Annotated in this window: 14 protein-coding genes and 1 tRNA gene; 8 read left to right on the forward strand and 7 right to left on the reverse strand. The window is 58.3% G+C overall.

The genetic code is table 11. The annotated features are described in order from the left end of the window. The first annotated feature begins 18 nt into the window (after positions 1–18). Both genX and KI787_01340 read left to right on the forward strand, forming a co-directional pair. Entirely contained in the window at positions 19–966 is a 948-nt protein-coding gene (genX, locus tag KI787_01335; GenBank protein ID MBV6628573.1) for an EF-P lysine aminoacylase GenX, read from the forward strand. Then, positions 966–2,696 (forward strand): permease, encoded by a 1,731-nt coding sequence (locus KI787_01340; GenBank protein ID MBV6628574.1) that lies wholly within the window; start codon positions 966–968, stop codon positions 2,694–2,696. The genes genX and KI787_01340 overlap by 1 nt, the downstream gene beginning before the upstream one ends. Before the next feature lie 29 nt (positions 2,697–2,725). On the opposite strand, the gene KI787_01345 is transcribed toward KI787_01340, so the two are convergent. The 3 genes from KI787_01345 to KI787_01355 all read right to left on the reverse strand — a co-directional run bounded on the left by KI787_01345 (position 2,726) and on the right by KI787_01355 (position 5,497). Then, positions 2,726–4,066 (reverse strand): MATE family efflux transporter, encoded by a 1,341-nt coding sequence (locus tag KI787_01345; protein ID MBV6628575.1) that lies wholly within the window; start codon positions 4,064–4,066, stop codon positions 2,726–2,728. A gap of 64 nt (positions 4,067–4,130) precedes the next feature. Then, on the reverse strand, positions 4,131–4,865 hold the full coding sequence (locus KI787_01350; GenBank protein MBV6628576.1) for a DUF3108 domain-containing protein: 735 nt from the start codon (positions 4,863–4,865) through the stop codon (positions 4,131–4,133). 167 nt (positions 4,866–5,032) lie between these two features. Then, positions 5,033–5,497, reverse strand: coding sequence for a DUF1499 domain-containing protein (locus tag KI787_01355; protein ID MBV6628577.1), 465 nt, complete (start codon positions 5,495–5,497; stop codon positions 5,033–5,035). Between the two features lie 101 nt (positions 5,498–5,598). Between KI787_01355 and prpB the strand changes: the two genes are divergently transcribed. Further along, complete coding sequence (prpB, locus tag KI787_01360; protein MBV6628578.1) at positions 5,599–6,486, forward strand: methylisocitrate lyase; 888 nt, start codon at positions 5,599–5,601, stop codon at positions 6,484–6,486. Between the two features lie 155 nt (positions 6,487–6,641). Further along, entirely contained in the window at positions 6,642–7,793 is a 1,152-nt protein-coding gene (gene prpC / locus KI787_01365; protein MBV6628579.1) for a 2-methylcitrate synthase, read from the forward strand. Positions 7,794–7,928: 135 nt separating this feature from the next. Here prpC and KI787_01370 read toward each other — a convergent pair whose 3' ends face one another. Beyond that, the gene (locus KI787_01370) at positions 7,929–11,228 is read right to left on the reverse strand and encodes a M36 family metallopeptidase (GenBank protein ID MBV6628580.1); all 3,300 of its coding nucleotides are present in this window, start codon (positions 11,226–11,228) and stop codon (positions 7,929–7,931) included. 180 nt (positions 11,229–11,408) lie between these two features. Further along, positions 11,409–14,318, reverse strand: a complete 2,910-nt coding sequence (locus KI787_01375; GenBank protein MBV6628581.1) for a TonB-dependent receptor — start codon at positions 14,316–14,318, stop codon at positions 11,409–11,411. Positions 14,319–14,533: 215 nt separating this feature from the next. Between KI787_01375 and KI787_01380 the strand changes: the two genes are divergently transcribed. Further along, positions 14,534–14,610, forward strand: a tRNA-Arg gene (locus KI787_01380). 279 nt (positions 14,611–14,889) lie between these two features. On the opposite strand, the gene KI787_01385 is transcribed toward KI787_01380, so the two are convergent. Next, positions 14,890–15,591: a DUF1461 domain-containing protein gene (locus KI787_01385; protein ID MBV6628582.1), complete on the reverse strand. Its 702-nt coding sequence runs from the start codon at positions 15,589–15,591 to the stop codon at positions 14,890–14,892. A 299-nt stretch (positions 15,592–15,890) separates the two neighbouring features. On the opposite strand from KI787_01385, the gene KI787_01390 reads away from it, so the two are divergent. Next, on the forward strand, positions 15,891–16,268 hold the full coding sequence (locus tag KI787_01390; protein MBV6628583.1) for a cupin domain-containing protein: 378 nt from the start codon (positions 15,891–15,893) through the stop codon (positions 16,266–16,268). Between the two features lie 400 nt (positions 16,269–16,668). On the opposite strand, the gene KI787_01395 is transcribed toward KI787_01390, so the two are convergent. Next, positions 16,669–17,934, reverse strand: a complete 1,266-nt coding sequence (locus tag KI787_01395) for a S8 family peptidase (protein ID MBV6628584.1) — start codon at positions 17,932–17,934, stop codon at positions 16,669–16,671. Positions 17,935–18,129: 195 nt separating this feature from the next. Between KI787_01395 and KI787_01400 the strand changes: the two genes are divergently transcribed. Further along, on the forward strand, positions 18,130–19,008 hold the full coding sequence (locus KI787_01400; GenBank protein MBV6628585.1) for a hypothetical protein: 879 nt from the start codon (positions 18,130–18,132) through the stop codon (positions 19,006–19,008). A gap of 277 nt (positions 19,009–19,285) precedes the next feature. Further along, positions 19,286–22,330 (forward strand): TonB-dependent receptor, encoded by a 3,045-nt coding sequence (locus KI787_01405; protein MBV6628586.1) that lies wholly within the window; start codon positions 19,286–19,288, stop codon positions 22,328–22,330. Positions 22,331–22,339 lie beyond the last annotated feature (9 nt).

A 22,339-nucleotide genomic window follows, 5' to 3' on the forward strand; every position in this document is an offset into this window, starting at 1 on the left:
TGGGCAGGAGCCAACATAGTGGATATTTCTTGGCGGCCCTCTGCTGATGCCCAAGCCTTGCAGCGCCGCGCCATGCGCCATCGTCTGCTGCGCGAGCGCTTTCACCGGCAGGGCGTCATGGAGGTGGATACGCCGGTACTGTCGGCCACCACCGCTCCAGACCCTCAGGTTCCTAGCTTGGCCACGCGGCACGCAGGGCATCGCTACTGGTTGCAGCCTTCGCCTGAACATCATATGAAGCGTCTGCTGGCGGCGGGCTCAGGGTCCATTTATCGACTGGGGAGCGTGTTTCGCGATGACCCTGTCGGGCGTTGGCACAGCCCAGAGTTTTGCATGCTGGAATGGTATCGCTGCGGCTTTGACGATACGCAGTTGATGCAGGATGTGGCGGAGTTGGTGGCCGAGCTTGGTGGCCCCGTAGAGCACACCGTCCGTTCTTACAGCGAGCTAGTGGCGGCGGCGCTGGGCGAGGACCCCTTGTTGGTCTCTTTGGCCGAATTGGGTCGGTTCTGCTCCAGCCATGGTCTGTATGAAGTCAGCGCCTTGGATCGGGATGCTTTGCTCGACTTTGTCATGGGCGTGGTGGTGGGGCCAAAACTCGGTCATGACGGCCTACAGTTCGTCAGCCGCTATCCGGCCACCCAAGCCGCCTTGGCCCGTTTGGATGATCAAGATCCGCGCTATGCACGGCGCTTCGAGCTGTACTGGCAAGGGGTGGAGCTGGCAAATGGTTTCTGGGAGCTGACTGACGCCTCCGAACAAGCCCAGCGTTGGCAGGACGAAGAACGCCAGCGCGAGGAGGCCGGCGCCACCAAAGTCGAGGCGGACGCTCGTTTGCTGGCGGCCTTGAAGCACGGTCTGCCCGATTGCGCCGGTGTGGCGTTGGGACTGGACCGGCTTTACGCCCTGCTAGATCAGGAGCCTAGCTTGGCTCCAGTACAAAGCTTTTCCTGGGAGATCGCTTGATGACTGTGTTGCTAACGGCGATTGGAGCCTTGCTGCTGGGGCCCTTGATTGTGGCGCCCTTGGAGGGGCGTGCCGGAGTTCGCAATACCCTGGACGGCTTCATCTTTGTCAGCATAGGCGGGTTGGTGGCCATCGACATACTGCCCCATGTGCTCAGCGATCTGGGCGTGTTGGGTTTGCTCCTGGTAGCTGTAGGGCTGTGGGGCCCGACTTGGCTGGAAGCGCGCTTTCGCAGAGCGGCCAAGCGCACGCATATTACGGTCATGGGCATTGCCTTGGTGGGCGTACTGGTGCACACCTTAGTGGATGGCGCTGCCCTGGAGGCGACTAACAACAATAGTTTGGTGGTGGCTGTGCTGCTCCATCGTTTGCCGGTGGGCATGGCCGTATGGTGGCTGCTGCGTCCCGTGTGGGGAACCACAGGGGCCTCAGTAGTGCTCCTAGCTATGGTTGTTGCTACCAGCGTCGGCTATCTGTTGGGTCATGGTTTTGCCGAGGGCGTGCCGGAGTTAGCCGTGCTGGAGGCCGTGGTAGCTGGCTCGGTGCTCCATGTGGTGTTCAACCGGCTGCATATCAGTGCTCAGGCCCAAGCCGAGCCCGTAGAACCCCGCGCCGAAGGGCTTGGGAACTTGCTGGGTTTGGCCTTCCTCAGCGCTGCCTTTGGTTTGGTTTGGCCCCCATCCGCGGCCGTACAGAGCGTCTTTCAAACCACGCTAGAGCTGACCTTGGTTGCCGCGCCGGCTTTGTTGCTTGGGTACACCCTGGCCGGCCTGCTAGGCGGTATGGTGCCGGTGCGTTCCTTGGCCTGGATTGGGCGCGGAGGCCCGGCGCGGCAGAGTGTGAACGGCATGGCCGTGGGCTTACCCTTGCCGGTATGTTCCTGTGGCGTGGTTCCTCTGTATCGCAGTCTGATGCAGCGTGGTGTTCCCCCCTCGGCAGGTCTGGCCTTTTTGATTGCCACACCGGAATTGGGTTTGGATGCACTCATTGTGTCCTGGCCCTTATTGGGTTGGGAGATGACCCTGGCGAGGTTGGTTGCGGCTGGCTTCATTGCCTGGTGTGTGGGCTGGATTCTGGGGCGGATGATGCCGGTGATTGATGCGCCCAAACCCCACTCCTGCGGGCATTGCCACTCCGACCCACTAGACGATGCCGCCGAAGCCAGTTGGTCTATGCAAGGCTTTAAACGCGGGCTGCGTTTTGGCTACACAGAGCTCTTCGACTCCACCATGCCTTGGTTGGTGGTGGGCCTCGTCATAGCAGCCGTCGCCGCTCCCTTGTTGCAACTGGTCCCGCAATGGCAGCTCCCCAGCTTGCTGGAGGTTGCAGCCTTTGCGCTGCTTGGGATGCCGGTCTACGTCTGCGCCACGGGCTCCACACCCATTGTGGCCATGATGTTGCTCAGCGGGGTATCGCCAGGCGCGGCCTTGGCCTTTCTGATCACGGGGCCAGCCACCAATCCGGCCACTTTTGGGGTGCTGAGGCAACTACACGGTAGTGCAGCCGCCCTTCGTTTTGGCTTAATGACCGCTGGACTCGCTCTGGTCGCCGGAGTGTTGTTGAACAGCGTGCCTGGGCTGGCAGTGGAACCCGCAGAAATTGGGATGGACCACCTGAACTGGTGGCATTGGCTGAGCTTTGCGGTTCTGGTGGGTCTGTGCGCCAGTGCCATCTGGCGGCGCGGCGCCCGTGCTTTGGTTGCTGAACTCTCAGTGGGCGCGCACGCCTAAACCTGTGGCAGCGTTAGCATGTGTGGCGTTTAGGAATGCTGCGCGGGCGCCGTTGTTGGAATCGCGGCTTTGAGTTTGGGCAGTGCCCAGGCCAAGGTCAGTCCGCGGCTGCAGACGTAGACCACAAAACACATCCAAAGCCCGCTGTAGTTGTGTGCGGCATAGCGGCTGAGTAGCACAAAGACCAGCGCGGAGAGCAGAGCGCTATTGCGCATGGCCGCAGTTTTCGAGGCGCCTATGAACACTCCATCGAGTTGAAAGGCTGTTGCGGAGAGGGCGATGTAAAGAGCCGCCCAATGCTGATGCTGCAGAGCAAAGCTTTGCACCTCGTCCAAGTCGGTGAGCAAGCTCAGCAAGGCCTCGCTGCTCATCATCACAAACATGGCCATAGCAATTGCGGAGAGCTGCGTGAGCAGCCAGGATTGGCGAATGATCTGGCTTAGCTTTTTGCCCTGCTTGGCGCCCATAGCCTGGCCCACCAAGGGTTCTGCCGCGTGGGCATAGCCATCCAGGACATAGGCGCTCAAGGTCACAAATTGTAGTAGCACATGGGTGGCGGCCAGAGCGACCGTTCCCTGAATGGCGGCCATATTCAAGAAATAGCCAAAACAAGCCAGCATGGCGAAGGTGCGCAGCAGCAGATGAATATTGGTCTGTAACAGGGCCAGCCAGGCTTCGCCATGCCAAAAATGCAGATCTTGATCGGTAGTGGGTGCTCGCAATCCTTGCGCTGAGGCTATGCGATAGCATCGCCACAGGGCCCAGGTGAGACCAGACCACTCTGCGACAACCGTGCCCCAGGCAATGCCAGCCAAGCCGTAGTCTTGACACCAGCCCCAGTAGAGGTCGAGCAGCACATTGACCACATTGAGCAGGAGTTGTACCCCCAGCACTTCGCGGGTGCGGCCCAGCCCAATTAACCAGCCCATCAAAGCGAAGGTCGCCAGGGCAGCGGGGGCGCCATTGAGGCGGATACTCACGTAGTCCAAGGCATAGGCCTCGGTCTGCACCGAAGCACTTAAGGCCCAGCCCAGTGCGGCGGCCAGGGGCTTTTGGGCGAGCACAAGCACTATGCCGGCCACAAATCCGAGCATCATGGCTCTAGCGCCGCTGAGCAGCACTTCGCCATGCTGACCGCGCCCAAGCATGAGCGCAACCCGGCCTGTGGTGCCCATGCGCAGAAAACCAAAACCCCAGTACAGAAAGTTAAAGCTCAAGGCCCCTAAGGCCAGCGCCGCTAGGGCGGCAGCACTGCCCTTATGGCCCATGACCGCCGTATCGACCAGCCCCAAGGTGGGCGTGGCCGCATTGGCGAGCATGATCGGCCATGCTAGCTGCAGCAGCCGTGAATAGCCTGGCGGCAAGGACATGTAGGGTCTCTGGGCTTGGCGAGCGGTCGCTAAGACTATGCCAAATGACTGCGCGTTGGATTACCTACTGCAGTACCTTGCGTAAGCTCAGCCGCACCGGAGGGTCATCCCGCTTTTGCTGTTCAGCGCGCACCACGGCATAAGACTGACTGGGGTCTAGCCAGAAGCGCGAAAAGCGATCTTCCGCGTCGATTCTTTCTACCCTCAAGGCTTCAATACGCCCGGCCGGCACTTCGACGGTTTCGGTATCCATGACCGCAAAGGTGTATTGATCCAGACCGTCGTCATCGACGAAGCTCAATTCCAAGGGTGCCAAGGTCTGTAGATCAGCTTCGGGGGGCTGGCCACACAGCCACCGCCGTACCCGCAGCTGCAGCAGCAAAGCATCGCTGAGCTCTGGTTGCAGGGCGATGTTTGCTTGGGCTGCGCCTTGAACCACGCCTTCGGCCCAATCAAAGACCAAGTCATAGTTCTCATCTTCGGCCCCAACCCCGGTGCGGTACTGGTGGTAGCTGTAGCTGCGCAAGGTGCCGTCGGGTAGTTGGCAGAACTCACTACTTTGAGTGGCAGGCCCGCTGAGCCAGCGCAAAAAGAAATAGGGGGTGGCGACCTGCTCAAGCACGTAGCAGCCTGCAGCTTGCCCAGGCTTCAAGCGGATTTGGCCGGTGCCCAACTTGGTGTCTCCACGCTGAACCAAGTATTCGTGGGCCTGAGGCTGTAAGGGCTCACAGGCTAAAGCCGCAGGGCTGAGGCTCATGGCGGCAGCAACGACAAATGTTCGGGCAAAAGGTGTACGCATAATGGGACTGCGACCGTGTGCAGAGGGCAAAGGTTCAGGCAGCGCCCATTGTTAACGATTTTTTGACCCAGGCCTAACTTTTGCGACCTCTGGCGATGGGGCCTCTCCAAACCCGCCGCTACCGGCCGATTAAAAACGCCTTGTGGATACCTCAGCCGCCTTGGTGGCTAGGGCTTGATCAGCCCGCGGGCAAGGAGCCGCTCGCGAAGTTTAGTGACGCGCTTTTGATTCACTTTGAAGTCGTACCAGCCTATGCGCCCTGAGGAGCGTATGGCGATATGCGCATCCTGGGGGCGCCAGTGCAGCTCCAGGTCGTCTTCATACCAACCCCAAGGGCTGCTGATGACAGCATGCAAGTAATGGCTACTGGTGGTAACCACAGCGGTGCGCTCCATCTGCGCAACACTCTCGACGATGGCTTGCCACTCGGTGTTGCTCATGGTCTTAGCCACTCCGAAACCCTGGTGATGGCGCGCGCTGGTCTTGGCCATGTCGCTGCTGAGGCAGCGCGGAGCTTTGGGGCAGGGTTGCAATTGGCCTTTTTGTAGACCTACGGCATGGGTGCGAAACCAACCCGGAGCGGCGCAAGCGCTTACACTCAGCAGGCTAATGAAGACGAGAATATGTCGCACGGGAGGACTCGGGGCTGGCATAGGCTCGTAGATACTCGGGCAGGCAGGGGTGCAGATGCAAACCGGCTCAGCCCTTTAGGACTATTGCGAGGAAGATACAGATGTCGACAAGGATTTCGGCGGGCGCGCGTTTTCGCCAGGCGATGCAGCGCGAACAGCCCTTACAGGTCGTGGGTGCGATTAACGCAAACCATGCATTGCTCGCGCAGCGCGCCGGTTTTGGGGCCATATATCTATCAGGTGGCGGAGTTGCTGCAGGATCCTTGGGCTTGCCGGATTTAGGCATTAGCGGTCTGGAAGATGTGCTGATTGATGTGCGCCGAATTACCGATGTATGTGATCTACCCTTGCTGGTAGATGTGGATACCGGCTTTGGGCCCAGCGCGTTCAACGTTGCGCGTACTGTGAAGAGCCTGATTAAGGCAGGCGCAGGGGCGATGCACATTGAAGATCAAGTCGGCGCCAAGCGCTGCGGTCATCGTCCAAACAAGGAAATTGTGGGTCAGCAGGAGATGGTGGATCGAATCAAGGCGGCTGTCGACGCACGCACCGATGACGATTTTGTGATTATGGCTAGAACCGATGCCTTGGCTGTAGAAGGCTTGGACTCCGCCATCGAACGCGCTCAGGCCTGCGTCGCCGCGGGGGCCGACATGATTTTTCCCGAGGCCATGACTGAACTAGGTATGTACAAGCAGTTCGCCGAGGCTGTGGGCGTCCCTGTTTTGGCCAACATTACGGAGTTTGGCGCTACGCCTCTGTACACCACCGAAGAGTTGGGTGCGCATGGGGTGGGCCTGGTGTTGTATCCCTTATCGGCTTTCCGTGCCATGAATAAGGCGGCCGACACGGTGTATCAAGCGATTCGACGTGATGGCACGCAAAAGAATGTGGTGGACCAAATGCAAACGCGCGCTGAGCTTTATGAGGCGATTGGCTACCATGACTACGAGCAAAAGCTAGACGCCATTTTCCGCGGTCAAGGCTGAGTAAGGCCTGAGCCCTGCGCACAACATGGGGTATCGTACCTTGTGTCAGTTATCGATGCGGGGATGGCGAATACTCAATAAGCGTCGCACAGGGGTGGACCGAGCATGGGGCCGCTGGCGAAGGCACAACCAAACCCTACAGGGATGTTTAGACAATGAGTGAGACACAACCAGGCTTCAAGCCCAAGAAATCCGTTGCGCTGTCGGGCGTTGCAGCTGGTAATACAGCGTTATGCACCGTGGGTAAGAGCGGCAATGACCTGCATTACCGCGGCTACGATATTTTGGACTTAGCCGAAACCTGCGAGTTTGAAGAAATTGCTCACCTGCTGGTGCACGGCAAGCTACCTACGGCGGCAGAGCTGCGCAGCTACAAGGCCAAGCTCAAACGCTTGCGGGGTCTGCCAGCTGCTGTGAAAGCCGCGTTGGAGGCGACCCCGGCCAATGCCCATCCTATGGATGTGATGCGCACCGGTGTGTCGGTGCTGGGCACGGTGTTGCCCGAGCGGGAAGATCATAACCACGCCGAAGCCAAAGATATCGCGGATCGGCTGATGGCCTCGTTAGGTTCCATGCTGTTGTATTGGTATCACTACAGCCAGAACGGCCGGCGGATTGAGGTGGAAACCGACGACGACTCCATTGGCGGACATTTCCTGCACCTGTTGCATGGTGAAGCTCCCAGCGAGAGTTGGGAACGGGCCATGCACACCAGCCTCATTCTCTACGCCGAGCATGAGTTCAATGCCTCCACCTTCACTTCGCGGGTCATCGCCGGCACTGGCTCGGATATGTACTCAGCGATTTGCGGCGGCATTGGCGCCTTGCGTGGACCTAAGCACGGCGGCGCCAATGAAGTGGCTTTCGATATCCAGAAGCGCTACGACAATGCCGATGAAGCCGAAGCCGATATCCGCGAGCGGGTGGGGCGCAAGGAAGTCATCATCGGCTTTGGTCATCCGGTTTACACCATCTCGGATCCGCGTAACAAAGTCATCAAGAAGGTGGCCGAGCAGCTCAGCGCCGAGCAAAAGAACATGAAGATGTTCCAGATTGCCGAGCGTTTGGAGTCGGTAATGTGGGACATTAAGAAGATGTTCCCTAACCTGGATTGGTTCAGTGCGGTCAGCTACCACATGATGGGTGTACCCACGGCCATGTTCACGCCCCTGTTTGTGATTGCGCGGGCCTCGGGTTGGAGCGCGCACATTATCGAGCAGCGTATGGATGGCAAGATTATTCGCCCCAGTGCGAATTACACCGGCCCTGAAAACCGCGGCTTTGTTCCCATCGATGAACGGGACTAAGTAGCTGCTGATTGATAAGCAGTCGCCCAAAAGAAAACCCGCGCCAATGGCGCGGGTATTTTTATGTCCACTTCGGCTGGCATCAGCCCCAACCGGAGCAGGGCGACTCCATAGAGTCGCCCCATCTCTTGAGACTTAGATCCAGCGCTTGCGGCGCAGCGCCAGAGGCAGTACCAGCAGGCTCAGCAGCAGCCAGTTCAGGCTGCCGCCGCGCAGGTTCAGACCACGCGACGGTACTTCGGTGGCCGCATCACGGCTCTCGGCCCCTGTCAGTGGCAAACCAAAGACCTGGAACTCCGAGATCCGGACTTCGTTCGGACGATTGCTTGCTGCGAAGGTCGCCAGCGCCTGCAGTTGCAGGTTGGAGCCGGTGTCGCAGTCGGCATCGTTGAGCGGATCGCCCGAAGGGTTGGCTTCACGCTGATAGTTGGGCTCACCCGTGCACTGGCTATCGCGCGTGATGATGCGCATATGCGTCGCTTCGGTGTCCGGGATATTGAAGTTCTTCAACTGCAACTTGGGCGCCTTGGGACGCAGGAAGGGGGCATGGAAGGCTTCGTCCGGGCTCTGATATACCACCTCGAAACCGGCGTCGGAGCTGCAATCCGCCTTGGCGGCGTCACAGGCTGCGATGTCGAAGCTGCGCAGGGCAGTGAAGCGGTTCTGACCTTCGGGGGTCAAGAAAGCCGATACATTGATGTCGGTGACCAGCGTGCGCTCGGCCAATGCCACAGTCACGGCACGACCTTCCACAAAGGCCCCTTCAGATTTGCCCTCGGCCAATGCGGCGTCGGTGGATTGCCAGTTGGTGGACTCGGTGTCGTCAATCAACTCCACCAGGTCCTCCGGCGTATCCGCAACACCGGAAGCCACCGCACCCTGGTGCACCGAAGCGACGTTCTTACGCAGATTGAAGGTCAAGCTGCGTTCCTCACCGGCAGCAAAGGTTTCGGTGAAGCGGGTGAGGCCGTAGCCGTCAGCCTGCACGAAGAACTCATAGGTGCCAGGCACAAAGTCGTGGAAACCTGCGAAGCCGCCGTTGGGGTCGGTATCCCCAATGGGGGTAATACGAGCTTCGTAGCGGCCGACGTAAATCGTAGCGATGGGGCTGGTTCCATCGTTGGCTTCAGTGGCAAAGGTAATTTTCGCCTCATCGTCACGTAGCGGTGAACTGAAGTCCCCACGTGGGTCTACATCGCCGGTGCCGGCTGAAAAAGCGTTCTCACCCATGCCGCGGCGGGCAAAGGCATCCCACATCTCGAACTGGTTTTCACCGCCGTAGCGGATCATGTCCGAGGCCAGCATGGCATCACGGGCATCCAGCATGCCGGGGTTGGCGGGCTGAATGACTAGACCGTCAAACAGCATCTGCACCCAGCGGCGGTTACCCGGGCAGGCATGCGAGCTACGAACGCCCATGCCACATTCCTTCTGAACTTTTTTGTCTTCGAAGGGGAACTGGTCCTGGAACTTGTCGATGAGGGCTTGGCGTACTTCATAGTTCACTGCACCCCAGATCTCGGAGTCCGCATGCGGGCTGCCGAGGCCATTCGGGTCGTATTGGAAGCTGGTGAAGTTCAGCGGGCTCTTATCAATGGCGTAGTTGCGAATGCCGGCTTCGGGGTCGCCCGTGACATACACGGACATAGCGAAGGGGCTTTCGTTGGAGATTGGAGTCAGATCAAAAGCTTGCAAGTACTCAATAGCTGTGAGGTCTGACCAGGCCTCGCCCATGTTGCCGCCTTGGCCGCCACCCAGTGGGCCATCCGGGCCACCCGTCATGCGGTTGGAGATGGCATGGGTATATTCGTGAATGATGATGGCCATGTCATAGGCCCCATCCACACAAGGCGTGTAAATGGCGCCAGGCAGGGACTGCCATAGGTATTGGTTGGTAATGCCCGGAATACCATCCTGCAAGGTGAGCTGGTTGGCATTGTCACGACCGTTCACCGTGAGTCGACCAGCTTGGGATTGACCGATTTCGGGGTCATTGGCGCGAGTAATCGCGGTATTGCCGAAGTTATGCACCTGCAGGTTGGAATTGACTTCGGTAAAGCCCAGCAAGTAGCTCCAATCATGCACGATGTTGTGCATGGCGAAGAGGTTTGCTGTCGCGGCTTCAAAGTCGGCCAAATTGCGGGTGGGGTCTACGAAGCTCAGTGGGTCACAGGCGGAGTCAAACCACGCATTGGTCCACTCGAAATCGTAAGTCCGTGTCGGTGAAACAGGACGTTGGACCACGGTATCTGGGGCGATAAAGTTGGCTTGAGAAACAGCGGTGCTAGCGTTGTTGCCATGGGTGGTGAAGGTAGGCACGCCCAGGTGGGTCTCATCCCAGGGGGCACGATTCAAGAACTCCCGTAGCTCGAAGCCTTCGCAGTCCTCGGGGCTCAAGCCTTCGCTGTCTTCGATGGGGTCTTCTTCACCCTCGGCGACGTTCCAGCAGTACAGCTCACGGGTGTCTTCACCAGGAACCTGGTTGGGGTTGCGAACATCGTTGGGCACGTTCGGGAACACCTTCCAGGCTGGGTTGCCCACATAGTGTTGCACGGCATTGTCACGGGTCCAGACCTTCCCGTTTAAAGCATCCACATGCAGGATGAAGGCTTGAGGATGGCCGCGATCATCGGTGTGTGCGGAGTCCAGCAGGGTGACCTCCCAGACATGGCGCAAGCCTTCGGCGGTGGGCAGGATGCGGGGGCGCACGCGCTGCACATCGCTGAGCAGTGAACTGCCAAAGGTAATGAAGTCGCCCAGCGCATCCGGCAGCAGCTCCAACTGACCCAGTTTCATCGCGACGTTTTCGGCACCGGTACGCAGTGCTGCGATGTCACTGAGGCTGCGGCTGTTGGTTACGCGCAGATCTTTGGCCAGGCTAGAGCCCACGAAAGCCACCCGGTTTTGCGGGTCCATCGCGACGGTCACCAAGCCTTCGCGACCGGCAAAGGGCAGCCCTTCCGCCGTTTGGCGCAGCAGCACTACGTGCGGCGGGTTTTTGTCCAGCGGCTCCAGGTTCTGCGCAATGCGCTTGAAGTCTGGCGACTCATACAAAGGGGAGACCCGGAGGGTTTCCATGCTATCGATGGCCGCTGCATTCAGGCCGAAGAGTTCGGCATTGGATTTCAACCAGGTGCGGGCAGCGCTGTCGGCATCACCGGAAATGGCCCCGCTGAGGAAGCCATTGAGCTTGCTCACCACCTTAGGGGTGCCATTAGGTCCAAAACGCACCGTGGCGCCCAGAGCATCAGCCAGTTGGAGCTGACGGGCGCTAGGCTGCAGGTCGGGCCCGCGTTCATCGAAGTGGGGGACGTATCCGGGGCCTTCGCCCTGGAAACCGTGGTATTTGAAAGCCGGAGCGGAGTGGCTGACCGCAGCGAGCGCTACAGCGGGGGCCAGCAACGCCGATGCGGCGAAGATCAAGGGTTTGCGCATTGCAAGTTCTCCTAGCCTGTAGCCAAGCGCCGCACCGACAACTTGTAAAAGGGGAGTTCGGTGGCAGCTTGGAACAGGGTGGTTCACGAAAAGGTTGGTGAGGTTCTCAGGAACACCAACACTGGTTTCACCTTAGCGCGACGGGGTGGCTTACACCACCCCGCACACTATCGGAAAAAGTTAGTACTTCCAGATCAGCTCCAGGTATCCGAACTGACCGGGGAGGTCATAGAGCGAAGCGTCATAGCCGTTCAAAGAACAGCTCACGCAAATGGGTGGGTCTTCGTCCAGCAGGTTGTTAATCCCCACCGAAAACTGCACATCACCATATTCCTGCGGCGCCCAGGTCAGGCGCACGTCATGGTAAACGCGGGGGTCTAGGCGGTTGGTGCCGGCGTCTTGGTTCCCACAGACCTCAAATGCAGCGACATCGCCACACTCTTCGGTAAGGGCGGAGAGGTAACGCAGCGAGTAACTGGCGGCGTAGTCATCCTTGCCCCAGTTCATTCTCAGGGTAGAGCGGTATTCCGGGATGCCGGAGTCATTGACTTCAACACCTACGCCGCGTGGTTCAGGAAGCCCTGTGGCTTTAGACCGTGCCGTAAAGCTTTCCGTTTTTGTGGTGAGCCAATCCATGCTGAACTGGCCAAAGGTTGTTGCTGGCGCAATCCAGGAGAGGGTGAGGTCGTAACCTGAGGTCTCCAGTTCACCAAGGTTGCGCAGAGTGTTATCGAAACCAGCGATGGCCCCGGTGCTGTTGCGCTGAATGCCGCTACAGAATGTCGGGTCATTGGTCTCGGCGCAGCGATCCAATTGGGTTTGGGCATCCAGGGCTTGAATAGCGCCATCGACTTCGATCTCGTAATAGGTCAGCTCAATGTCGAAACGCTGCGTGAAGGGAAGCGATTCGGCCCAGCCTGGGCTGTATACCAAGCCATAAGTCAGGCTGTCGGATGTCTCTGGCTCCAAGTTCTCATTGCCGCCGGTGCGCACGCTGATCTGCGGGTTGGCCTGTTCGTAGTTCGCAGGCACTCCTTGGTCAGCACAGTTCTGCTGGATGGCAGGGTCGGTTGGCTGCGAGCAGGGGTCATCCAAGGTGGCATCGAAGCGCGATGGGCTGCCGAAGAGCTCGCCCACGGACGGGGCTCGGAAGCCTTCGGCATAGGTGGCGCGCAACAAAATGTCACTGCTGGCCTGCCAACGCAGGCCGACCTTGTCGGCGGTGGTGGAGCCGAAAGTGGAGTAATCGGAATACCGCGTGGCCAGACTCAGATCTAGGGACTGAGCGCCGGGCAGGTCCCGAAGCAGGGGAATTGCTAGCTCCAAGTAGGCTTCTGCAACGTCATAACCGCCGGAGGTTGGCAGTGAGGGAACACCATTGCCCTCACCGCGCACAACGACTGGGTCTGGGCTGTAGCTACCGGCCAAATCGCGGTATTCCAAGCCGGCGGCAAACTGAAGATTGCCGGCTGGCAGATAGAACAGGCCACCGGAAAGGTTAGCCGTCACAGAATCCAGGGACTGTTCACTGCGTGCCACTTCGGTAAAGCCGATGTAGTCCAGCATGGCTGGAGTGATGGTTCCGGGGCCACCGAAGAGGTTGAGCGGGACGCAGGGGTCGGTGCAATTATCAACAGGCCCAACTGCCTGGGCGATGTTGGCAATGTTGTAAGTGCCTTGAGCCGTTTGGGTGGCGCTGGCACGGGAGCGAATCAGGTTCACATCCCAGAAGAAGGCCTGATCGAGCATGTCGAAGGCACCTTCTAAGCCAGCCGAGGCGTAGAGCATGCTGACTTTCTGGGTGAAAATGCGAGGGCCGCCTTCGATGGGGCGACGACCAATCAGGATGAGATTGTCGTTGGCGTCCAGAGTGAAGCCGAAGGGGTTGAAGGGATTGCTTTCGTCAACGCTTACCGTGTCGGCCAAGCCACCACTTCCGAAACCAGGGCCCAGGAAGATGGGTTCTGGTGCAGCACGGTTTTGCGACTCCCGACTATGGGCGACTAATTTCACGTTGGCCGTGATATCGGGGCTGATATCGAAGGCCGCCTGAGTAAAGAGGTTGCTGCGCTTTTGCGGAGTAAGCAGCAGGTTAAAGGGCGAGAAGTTGAAGCGATCGTCGTTGGTGAAAGGCTTGAACCCTTCTGGAAACTCCTGCACAAAGTCCGGGCCTGTAGCTGTTCCCAGAGCAGTGATGTCACACAGAGCACGGTCGCCTTGTCCGTCGCCGTCTGTGTCGGTTAATGGACATAAGCCATTTTCGTTGTCGCTACCTGGCTGATTAAAAAAGATGCTGCGCGTCGTTGGCGTCGCCGAGCTACCAAACGCCACACCGGTTCCCGGCACGGGTACCGAGGCAGGGCCGTAGGCGGCCGATGAGATGGCGTTTTGATCAAAGAAATTCAAATCAGCAAACCAGCGCATGCGCTTGGTGCTGTTTCCCAGGGAGATACCCAAGGTGGTGGTTTGGCCATCCCCTGTGGCTTGGTCGCCAGCGTAGAGGGTAGCCGTCACAGTATTGTTCTGGGACTTGCGCGTAACGATGTTCACCACGCCAGCAATGGCGTCCGCACCATAAAGTGCTGAGGCGCCATCGGTCAGAATTTCCACGCTCTCGATGGCTGAGAAGGGAATGGTGTTCAAATCAACCGCGGCGGACACGCCAGAAGCCGAGGTTTCGTTGATCCAGCGTTGGCCATCCACCAACACCAATACCCGCTGGGCCCCAAGATGGCGCAGGCTCACCGTTGTGGAACCGGCACCAACGCCGCCACCGTCGGCAGGGAAGCCGAAGTTGCCGCTGGAGTTGAAGCGGGTATTCAGCGAAGAGCCCGTTACTGGGAGTCGTTGAAGAATATCGCCGATAGAGGTGATACCAGACTCGGCCAACTCTTCTGCGGAGAAGGTCAGGACAGGCTTAGCCCCTTCCGTGTCTGTTTTTTTGATTCTCGACCCGGTGACCGAGATGGTGCTCAGAGACACAGAGTCTTCGGCGTCGCTTGCGTCCTGCGCGTAGGCAGGAATGCTCAGCGCCAAAGTGGCAGAAAAAATAGTCGAGCCGACCAAATGGCCGTAGCGCAATCGGTTCATGATTCCCCAAGTTATATATAAAAACCCCAAGCGCGGATTATGCGTTCCACAACATTAAAAATATACCCCCCGGCCACCGGCTAATGTAATAAAGTTACATAAAAGGCTGCTTGGGCATTCTTACGAACGCTGGGTTCGGTATCCGCTTGACCCGGAATAAGCAAAGACAGTGCCAAGGCTAAGGGGCACATGTTCGGCTAAAATAGGAACGAAACGCGCCTGTAGCTCAGTTGGATAGAGCAGCCGCCTTCTAAGCGGCCGGTCGGGGGTTCGAATCCTCCCAGGCGCGCCAGTTATTTGGCATACAGCTCAATGCCATAGCAGCCATAGGCGCGGGCATGGTGTTCTCACTCCCGACTGCGTCGGGGGTTGCTGGGGCCATCCGTGGCCCCAGCCCTGCGGGCTCGCGTTGCTCGCGTCAGCGGCCCGTCCTGGGCCGCTGGTCGAATCCTCCCAGGCGCACCATTCACAAGGCTGGACTTGGCTCTTGCCTCGCCAGCCACGGCGCCCAACAAGAAGGGTCTGGGCGTCTCAGCTCCGTGAGGGAATGGTACCCATTTGGGGGGTGAGGTTATGTGCGGGTCGGCGAGGGGTTACGGGCGCTGAAGACCTGCCGGCTGCCGGCTAATAAAAGGCCAAGAAAGACTAGGCCGAGAATGAGCCAGATCAGGCCGATTCCGGCGAATAGCACTGGTGCCTTCATCATCATCGACATCAGTGACTCTTGGTAATAAAAGAACCATTGATGATCGGCCGGGAAAACGACGGTGTGGAGCCAATAAAAAATGTCTTCGGCGCCGATGGCGAGGACGGCGATGAGGCCGCTGCCGAGGATGACGCCCAGTCCCATAACCCAGCGCCGGGCGCTCGGGGGGGGAAGCTTTGTGCGCCGCATGAAGATAGAGCACAGGATCAAACTCAGCAGTCCCAGGCCGGCAAGGGTTTCGTAAATGCTGACCACGCGAGCGACGTCTTCCAGGTGGACTACTTCTGCGGGGGTGAGCAAAGGGTAGCGGCGCCCGCTGCTCCGATCGGTATAGCGCAGCTCACGCAGGCCCTCACCATCGTTGCGTATGGCGCGGCCAATGCCGGCGAAGAGCTCTTGCCGAGTAGTCACATCCGTGGTGTGAAAGCCGGGTCGTGTGGGATTTTGCGGCCCAAAGGTTTCGATATTGCTATGCATCCCTAGCGGGTGGTACAGCCAGGGGTAAGCGAAATCCACCATGGCCAGCAGGCGCCAGGCCAGCAAGCTGGCGACGAGTAACACACTCATTGCCCATACGGTTTGAGTCAAGGCGCGGCTGACGGACCCGCGTTTACCAGGTGCTTTTTTCTTTCTCACTGCGCTGAGTATGCCTGTTGAATCAAAAGGTGCTGTTGCAAGGGCGGGGGCGCGAAAGAGCCTGCGTGGCGTGGTGTCTCATGCTTTTCCCGTCGCGCTGGGTAGGCAGAGAGGGTTCAGAGGTCTTGTGGTGAGTTGGGACGGTGAGATATGTCCACGCCCCCGGTATGATGGCTAACCGTACTGCCGATGCTAGCCTGAATGGGTTTCCTCATCGCTTAATTGTCATCATGGACGTCGAAGGCCTAGTACACGAGCGAAACCTCACAGAGTTCTTTACGGAAGAACGCTGCAGTATCGTGGAGTTATCCAATGATCCGCGCGACCCGGCGGTATCGATTGCTCAGGCGCGGGTTGCCCCCGGGGTGTGTACGCAATGGCATCGGCTGGAGGGCATTGTTGAGCGTTATGTCATTGTGTCGGGTCGTGGCGAGGCAGAAGTTGGCGATCAGGACGTCGCCCGTGTGGGCCCACAGGATGTGGTGTGGATACCAGCCGGGGCGCGTCAGCGTATCCGCAATATCGGTTCCGATGATCTGATCTTCTTGGCGATCTGTACGCCGCGCTTTATACCCAGTGCGTACACCCGTCTTGAAGATGCGCTCTGAACACGGCTCGGTTGTCGGTTGCGCAGTGATAAGCGAGAGGAGGTGTCTCTCGGAGGCCGCTCGGTGTACTCCGGTCCGTACGTGAGAGCGTGCTGCGTCGCTGCGGCCGATGTTGCCGTAGCGCCGTAGGCGCCTGGCCTGACTGTGGTCAATCGGCCATGGACGGCCGATTGAGGCTTGCCGCGACAGGAAGTCGCGTCAAGCCGACCACACCAAAGGCCAGGTGCCGGAGGCAACCGCGCAGCGGCGCGCAGGCATTGGCCGCAGTGATGCAGCACGCTGTCGGCTAAGGGCCCATACCAACCGAGCCGGTTCTGAGATGGTTCCATGGCTCTGACCGAACATAAAAAAGCCAGCTCAAAGGAGCTGGCTTTTATTGTGGTGAGCTGCGACTGAAAAACTACTCCCAGCCCAAGGTGTAGAGCAGCAAATTCGGGGAGCCGGTACGGGCATTGCTCACACGGCCCTCCGTGGCGGTGGCAGTGATCGCCGCTTCCACCTGGGCCGGGAGGGCCAAGGGATTGTTTGCCAGATACAAGGCAGCAGCGCCGGCCACATGGGGGGCCGCCATGGAGGTGCCACTTAGGCTGCGGCTGCCACCATCACTGCTATGACTGGCCGAGCGAATGCCTTGCCCAGGGGCGAAAAGATCCAAACAGGTGCCGAAGTTGGAAAAGCTGGAGCGCCGGTCATCTGAGCGTGTGGCACCCACGGTGACGGCTTCAGTGACACGCGCGGGGGAAGCGTTGCAGGCATTCTGGTTTTCGTTGCCTGCAGCCACCACATAGGTGATGCCGGTGGCAATCGATGCACGCACGGCCTCATCCAGTGGCTGGAATACACCGCCACCCAGGCTCATGTTCGCCACAGCCGGGCGTTGGGCGTTCAAAGTCACCCATTCCACCCCCAGCAGGATGTTCACAATGCTGGCGGAGCGCCCACAACCAAAGACCCGCACCGGGTGCAAAGTCACGCCCTTGGCCACGCCCCAGGTGCTGCCGCCGACGGTTCCGGCCACATGGGTGCCGTGCCCGTTGCAGTCTTCCACGTCGTCACCGGCTGGGGTACTGAGCAAGCCCCCGAGCAGGTCGAAAGGGCTGAAGCTGAACACAGTCCCGCCGGCATCGTTCGAGGTGTTGAAGCCCGAGCCAATGCGGCCGGCGAACTCGTTGTGGCTGCTGCGAATGCCGCTATCGATAATGTATGCATGCACATTGGCGGCATCTGTCTCGTAGCTGTAGCTGCCGTCCAGCGGGCGTTGTTGCTGGTCGACGCGGTCCAGCCCCCAGGTCGCATTGAACTGAGTGCTGAGGTTCAGGTCCACGAGGCCGTCGCGCTGAATGTAGCGAACGCGTGGATCGCGGCGCAGCAGCTCTAGGCCGGCTTCTCTAATCCCATCCACGACGACGGCCGCCAGCGAGGCGGTGAGGGTGGCGCGAGCCTGCGCGCCGCCGAGTTGAGCGATCTCGAAGGCGACCGTAGGAATCTGAGCAGTTGGGATACTGTCGTCGAGTACAACGATATGGCGTTGTCGCTCTGTGGGCCGATCTGGCGTGTAGATCGGTGCAGTATTGATTAGGTCCAAACCCACATAGGCTTGTGCCGGGGCTTGTAACATGGCGAGTAGCAATGCGGCTGCAGAAGCCGCGCGTTTCAGGGCGAGCATGGGCATTCGTAAACGTATTGTGTTGCAAAAGCAAAGAAAGGTTCTCGGCGCGGATACTAACTGATGACGTAGCCGCGCGGCTGACGTGAAGGTGGGCCTGGATAAACATGCAATCGTCATTTGTTCGTCGCGCTTAGTTGGTCAAAGCCTGAGGGGGTGTAGAGTTGCCGGCTGAACCTTAATAACCCCTGCCCGATGCGGATGGCCTTACAAGCTCAAGACGGCGAGAGCGATGGCAGACCGGCTGTGCAAGGCAACCCCATGCTGGCCTGGGATCGCTGGCACTCTGAAGTGCATAGAGATATTCCGCAGTTCTGCAGACGTGCCTTTTGGGGGCGCGGAGTGTGGCAGATCAACCGCCATGCATTGGGTTGGGATTTGCTCCGTGCACCCGTCAACCTCTTTGTGAGTCCGCTTTGGGTGGTGTTGCAGCTTTGCGCTTTTGGTCTAAAGCGTTGTGGGGCGGTCGCTTTGAGTCGACACTTCCGTCGCTGCCCGCCAGGTCTGAGGACGCGCGCACATGTCGAGATTGATCAACAATTGGGGGCCTGGCTCCTACGCGAGCGTCCCCCACTGAATAGCGCTCAGCAGAGGGTCTGGAATATTTGCCTGCTGCGTTATCAAGCCTCTCGTCAAGCCACAGCAGAAATACTGGCCAACCTCGTGGTTTTGACCCTTGGGGGAATGCTGTTCACGCAGTTCACGCCAGGCGGACTTGGGCTTGGTCGCGTAGTGGCGCAGCAATGGCATTTCGCGAGCGCGGTCGATCACTTCTGGGCAGGACAAACCTTAGGAAGGATCTGGTTCTCCGTGTTTCCACCAGATACACCTATGGTGCTCAGTGTGGTGTGCATCATGGGTGCGCTATGCATCATTGCCCTGGTCAGCGCGGCGGCGGGCTTCATGACCGACCCACTGCAGTATTTGTTGGGCTGGCATCAGAAACGCCTACAGCGTTTGGTGGGGGCTTTGCATCAAGGCTGTGCGAAGACTGCTGACAATTCTTACCAACCATCGGAGCCCTGGCTGGCGCGGTTGTTTGACGTCTTGGACTGGCTGCGTCTGGGGAGCTAGCCCCACGCGAAGCCTAGCCTCTCAGTCATGCGCCGGTCCTTCTGCGCGCAGGCCATCATCCCTTTGCAACATTTGGCCCTTAGCTTTGGCAATGAAGCGTTGCAAGACGTCGTTTCCATAGAAACGTCACATAAGTGTCACAAAGCGCACTTAGTCTTCTGCGAACCGAAAGGATTTCGGGGCGGCCGCATGCTCGGGAGTAGGGGCTGAAGCCGAAGTCGCATCTCCGCAGCATGCTGCGTTGTCGATCACCTAATAGTTTTTACCTGGCCATTTTATGACCAACACGCTGAAGGCGATTCTTCTGGGCTTCGGCCTGATCCTCAGTTCCCAGGCATTTGCTGACGAGCTGTTGGTTTATACCTTTTTTGAAGCTCGGCCCTTCAAAGGCCTAACGGTTAAGCTGAACGAGCGGACCTTGGGCGTAACGAACGACCAGGGTAGTGTGCGTGGCAAGTTGGAGGAAGGTAGTTATACCTTGTCGGTGCTTAAGGGCGCCGCGCTGTTGGCTGAAACACAAATCATCGTCGGTGATGACGAGAGTGCAGAGGTCAGTGTTGCTTTCGCGGACTTTGACTCCGAGCCGAAGATATCCGTAGCGACCTTTGACGAAGATGGACTAGCGACGGCGCTTACAGGGTCTATTCGAGGGCTCGTGACAGATGTTGACGGCACTCCGATCGCCGGAGCTGACGTTATGCCGGCATCTGGCAGTCCTTCAACGACCACCGGTGTCGACGGGCGGTTTAGCCTGGAACTACCGCGCGGTGTTTATAACCTCGAGGTCATTCACCCCGATTTCGAAACGGCGCGGGGTGACTCCATCCGGGTCGTTGCCAACGTTGGGGTCGCTGCAACAATCCGTTTACGTCGCAACGCGGCATTGAGCGCTGGCGGACTGACTGCGGACGACTTTGCTGACGTTGAAGAGGTTGAAGTAGTTGGTACTTTCAACCCCACTGAAGATGCCGCTGATCTGGAGAAGTTCTCAGTTGCGATCACGGACTCCATTAGCATCGAAGATTTGCTGCGTTTCGGCGATAGTGATGTTGCTGCAGCCCTCAAGCGTATTGTTGGTGTGGCGGTCACTGGGGGTAAGTATGCAAACGTGCGAGGCCTCGATGGGCGGTACATTTCAAGCACATTGAACCGCAGCTTAATGCCTAGTACCGACCCCTTCCGTCGGGACGTGCAGCTAGATTTGTTCCCATCGCAGATTCTCGGCAGCATTGAGATCCAAAAGAGCTACACGCCTGACCTGCCAGGTGATACCACGGGCGGCATCATCGCGATGACTTCACGGGATATCCCCGAAGAAGACGTTGCGGGTATATCGATATCGTTGGGGGCTCAAAACGGGGCAACTGGTCAAGATTTGCTGACCTATGACGGCAGTAGTACCGATTACTTAACCTTTGATGACGGTTTGCGAGAGCTACCGGGTGACGTTCGAGCGAACCTGAGCAACGGGAACTTTCAGTTTCAAATCTGCGATGTAGAGGGGCAGCCAAACTGTGTTCCTCAAGAAGAAGCGGCTAGGCTCGGCACCTTATTCCCAAATATCTACAACACTCAAACCGAGACGGCGACGCCCAATATTGGGGCGGCCGCGAAGTACGGCCGTCGTCTTGAGAAAGAGACGGGTGAGCTGGGTTTCTACGGATCAGTCACCTATGACCAAGGGTTCGGTTCCCGGCAGAACTACACCTTTGACACGCTGGACCGACGCGGTACCTCCGACTGGGATACCTTCCGATCGAGCCTTAATGGCTACTTCGTCGCCGGTTGGGTTTCTGACAACGGCTGGGATATCACGAGCAAAACCATCCTTCTTCGGGATGCGGAAGATCGCGCCACAATCAACGACGGCTTCAACATCGATGATGACTTTGAAGAGGTAACGACCTTTTTGGAGTGGATCGAGCGTCAGTTCATCGGTCAGCAGTTCGAGGGCAACATCTCCTTGTTCGGCAACCACACACTGTCTGCGCGGCTGGGATACACGCAAACGCGTCGCTTTTCTCCTGATCGTCGTGAGTACCAATACCGTAATGGTGGGTTAGAGGTGTCTCGCGTTGAACGCAGCTACTCAGATCTTGTCGAGGACGGGCTTGACCTTGGGCTGGATTATCAGTGGCCGATCCAAATCAACGATTGGTGGTACAGCAACTTTCGGTTTGGTGTGCTTCTCAATAGCCGCGATAGAGACAATGAACTTGTTCGAATCGGTGTGCGGCTGCGTGATCTCAGCACGGACCTGACACAGAATATTGAAACTCTGCTTCGTCCTGAGAACTTTGAAAACGGCACTTTTCGTCTTGACACCACCAAGACGGCACCAACGGATAGCTATTTAGCCACCCAAGATCTATTCGCCTTGTACGCAGGTACAGAGTCCGATATTGGTTACGACTGGACTGTTGTAGCGGGGTTGCGTCTGGAACAGTTCCAGATGGACCTCGATTATCCAAACTCGACGCGAGCATCTGATTCCGAGATTTCAGACCGCGACGACAGCGATATTTTGCCCACTGTCTCCGTTATCTACCGCTGGAGCGATGATCTTCAGTTTCGTGGTGGCTACAGCCAAACCCTCTCGCGCCCCAACATTACCGAACTTGCTGGGTCGCGATTTTTCGACCAAGAGGGTCGTGAATTTATTGGCTGCCCAGACTGCTTGAACAGTTCCATCCAGAACTTTGACCTGCGTGGTGAATATTACTTTGGCGATAAGGATTCCCTGTCCATCGCTTTGTTCCACAAGATTATCGAAGACCCATTAGAGCGGGCGGTATCTGATGGCTCTGGCTCAGCAGTGTTCTCACTGACCTTCAGAAACGGTGTTGAAGCCACCGTGCAAGGTATTGAGATCGATGCTTCGAAGCGGGTACTCGATGGAATTGATCATGTGGTGAGCATCAGCGGGAACGTCTCATTCATTGAGTCGGAAATCGAACTCGCAGGTCGTGGAGCCACGCTAGAAGGCATTCGGTTTCGTGAACTCCAGGGACAGTCCCCATTCTTGGCGAACTTCCAGGTGGCCTATGACAACTACGCCTGGGACTCCACATTCACCTTTGTTGCTAACTATTTCGATGATCGAATCGACGCGGTCGATCGGGCGCCAGCTGGGCCTATTGTTGAAACAGGGCGCTTGGATATCAACCTGAACGCGGAAAAGAATTTTCGCGATGGCTCCTCTTTGAGCTTTCGGGTGCGCAACCTCCTAAACGTCGATATCGAGCGGGTCCAAGCCGGGCGCGCTTATGAGCGGTTTAATCTCGGGACGGAGTTCTCCCTGGGTTACTCGCGTGAGTTTTAAGTTTCTTTT

The sequence above is a fragment of the Oceanococcus sp. HetDA_MAG_MS8 genome (genome assembly GCA_019192445.1).
In the GTDB taxonomy this organism is placed as follows: Bacteria; Pseudomonadota; Gammaproteobacteria; order Nevskiales; family Oceanococcaceae; genus MS8.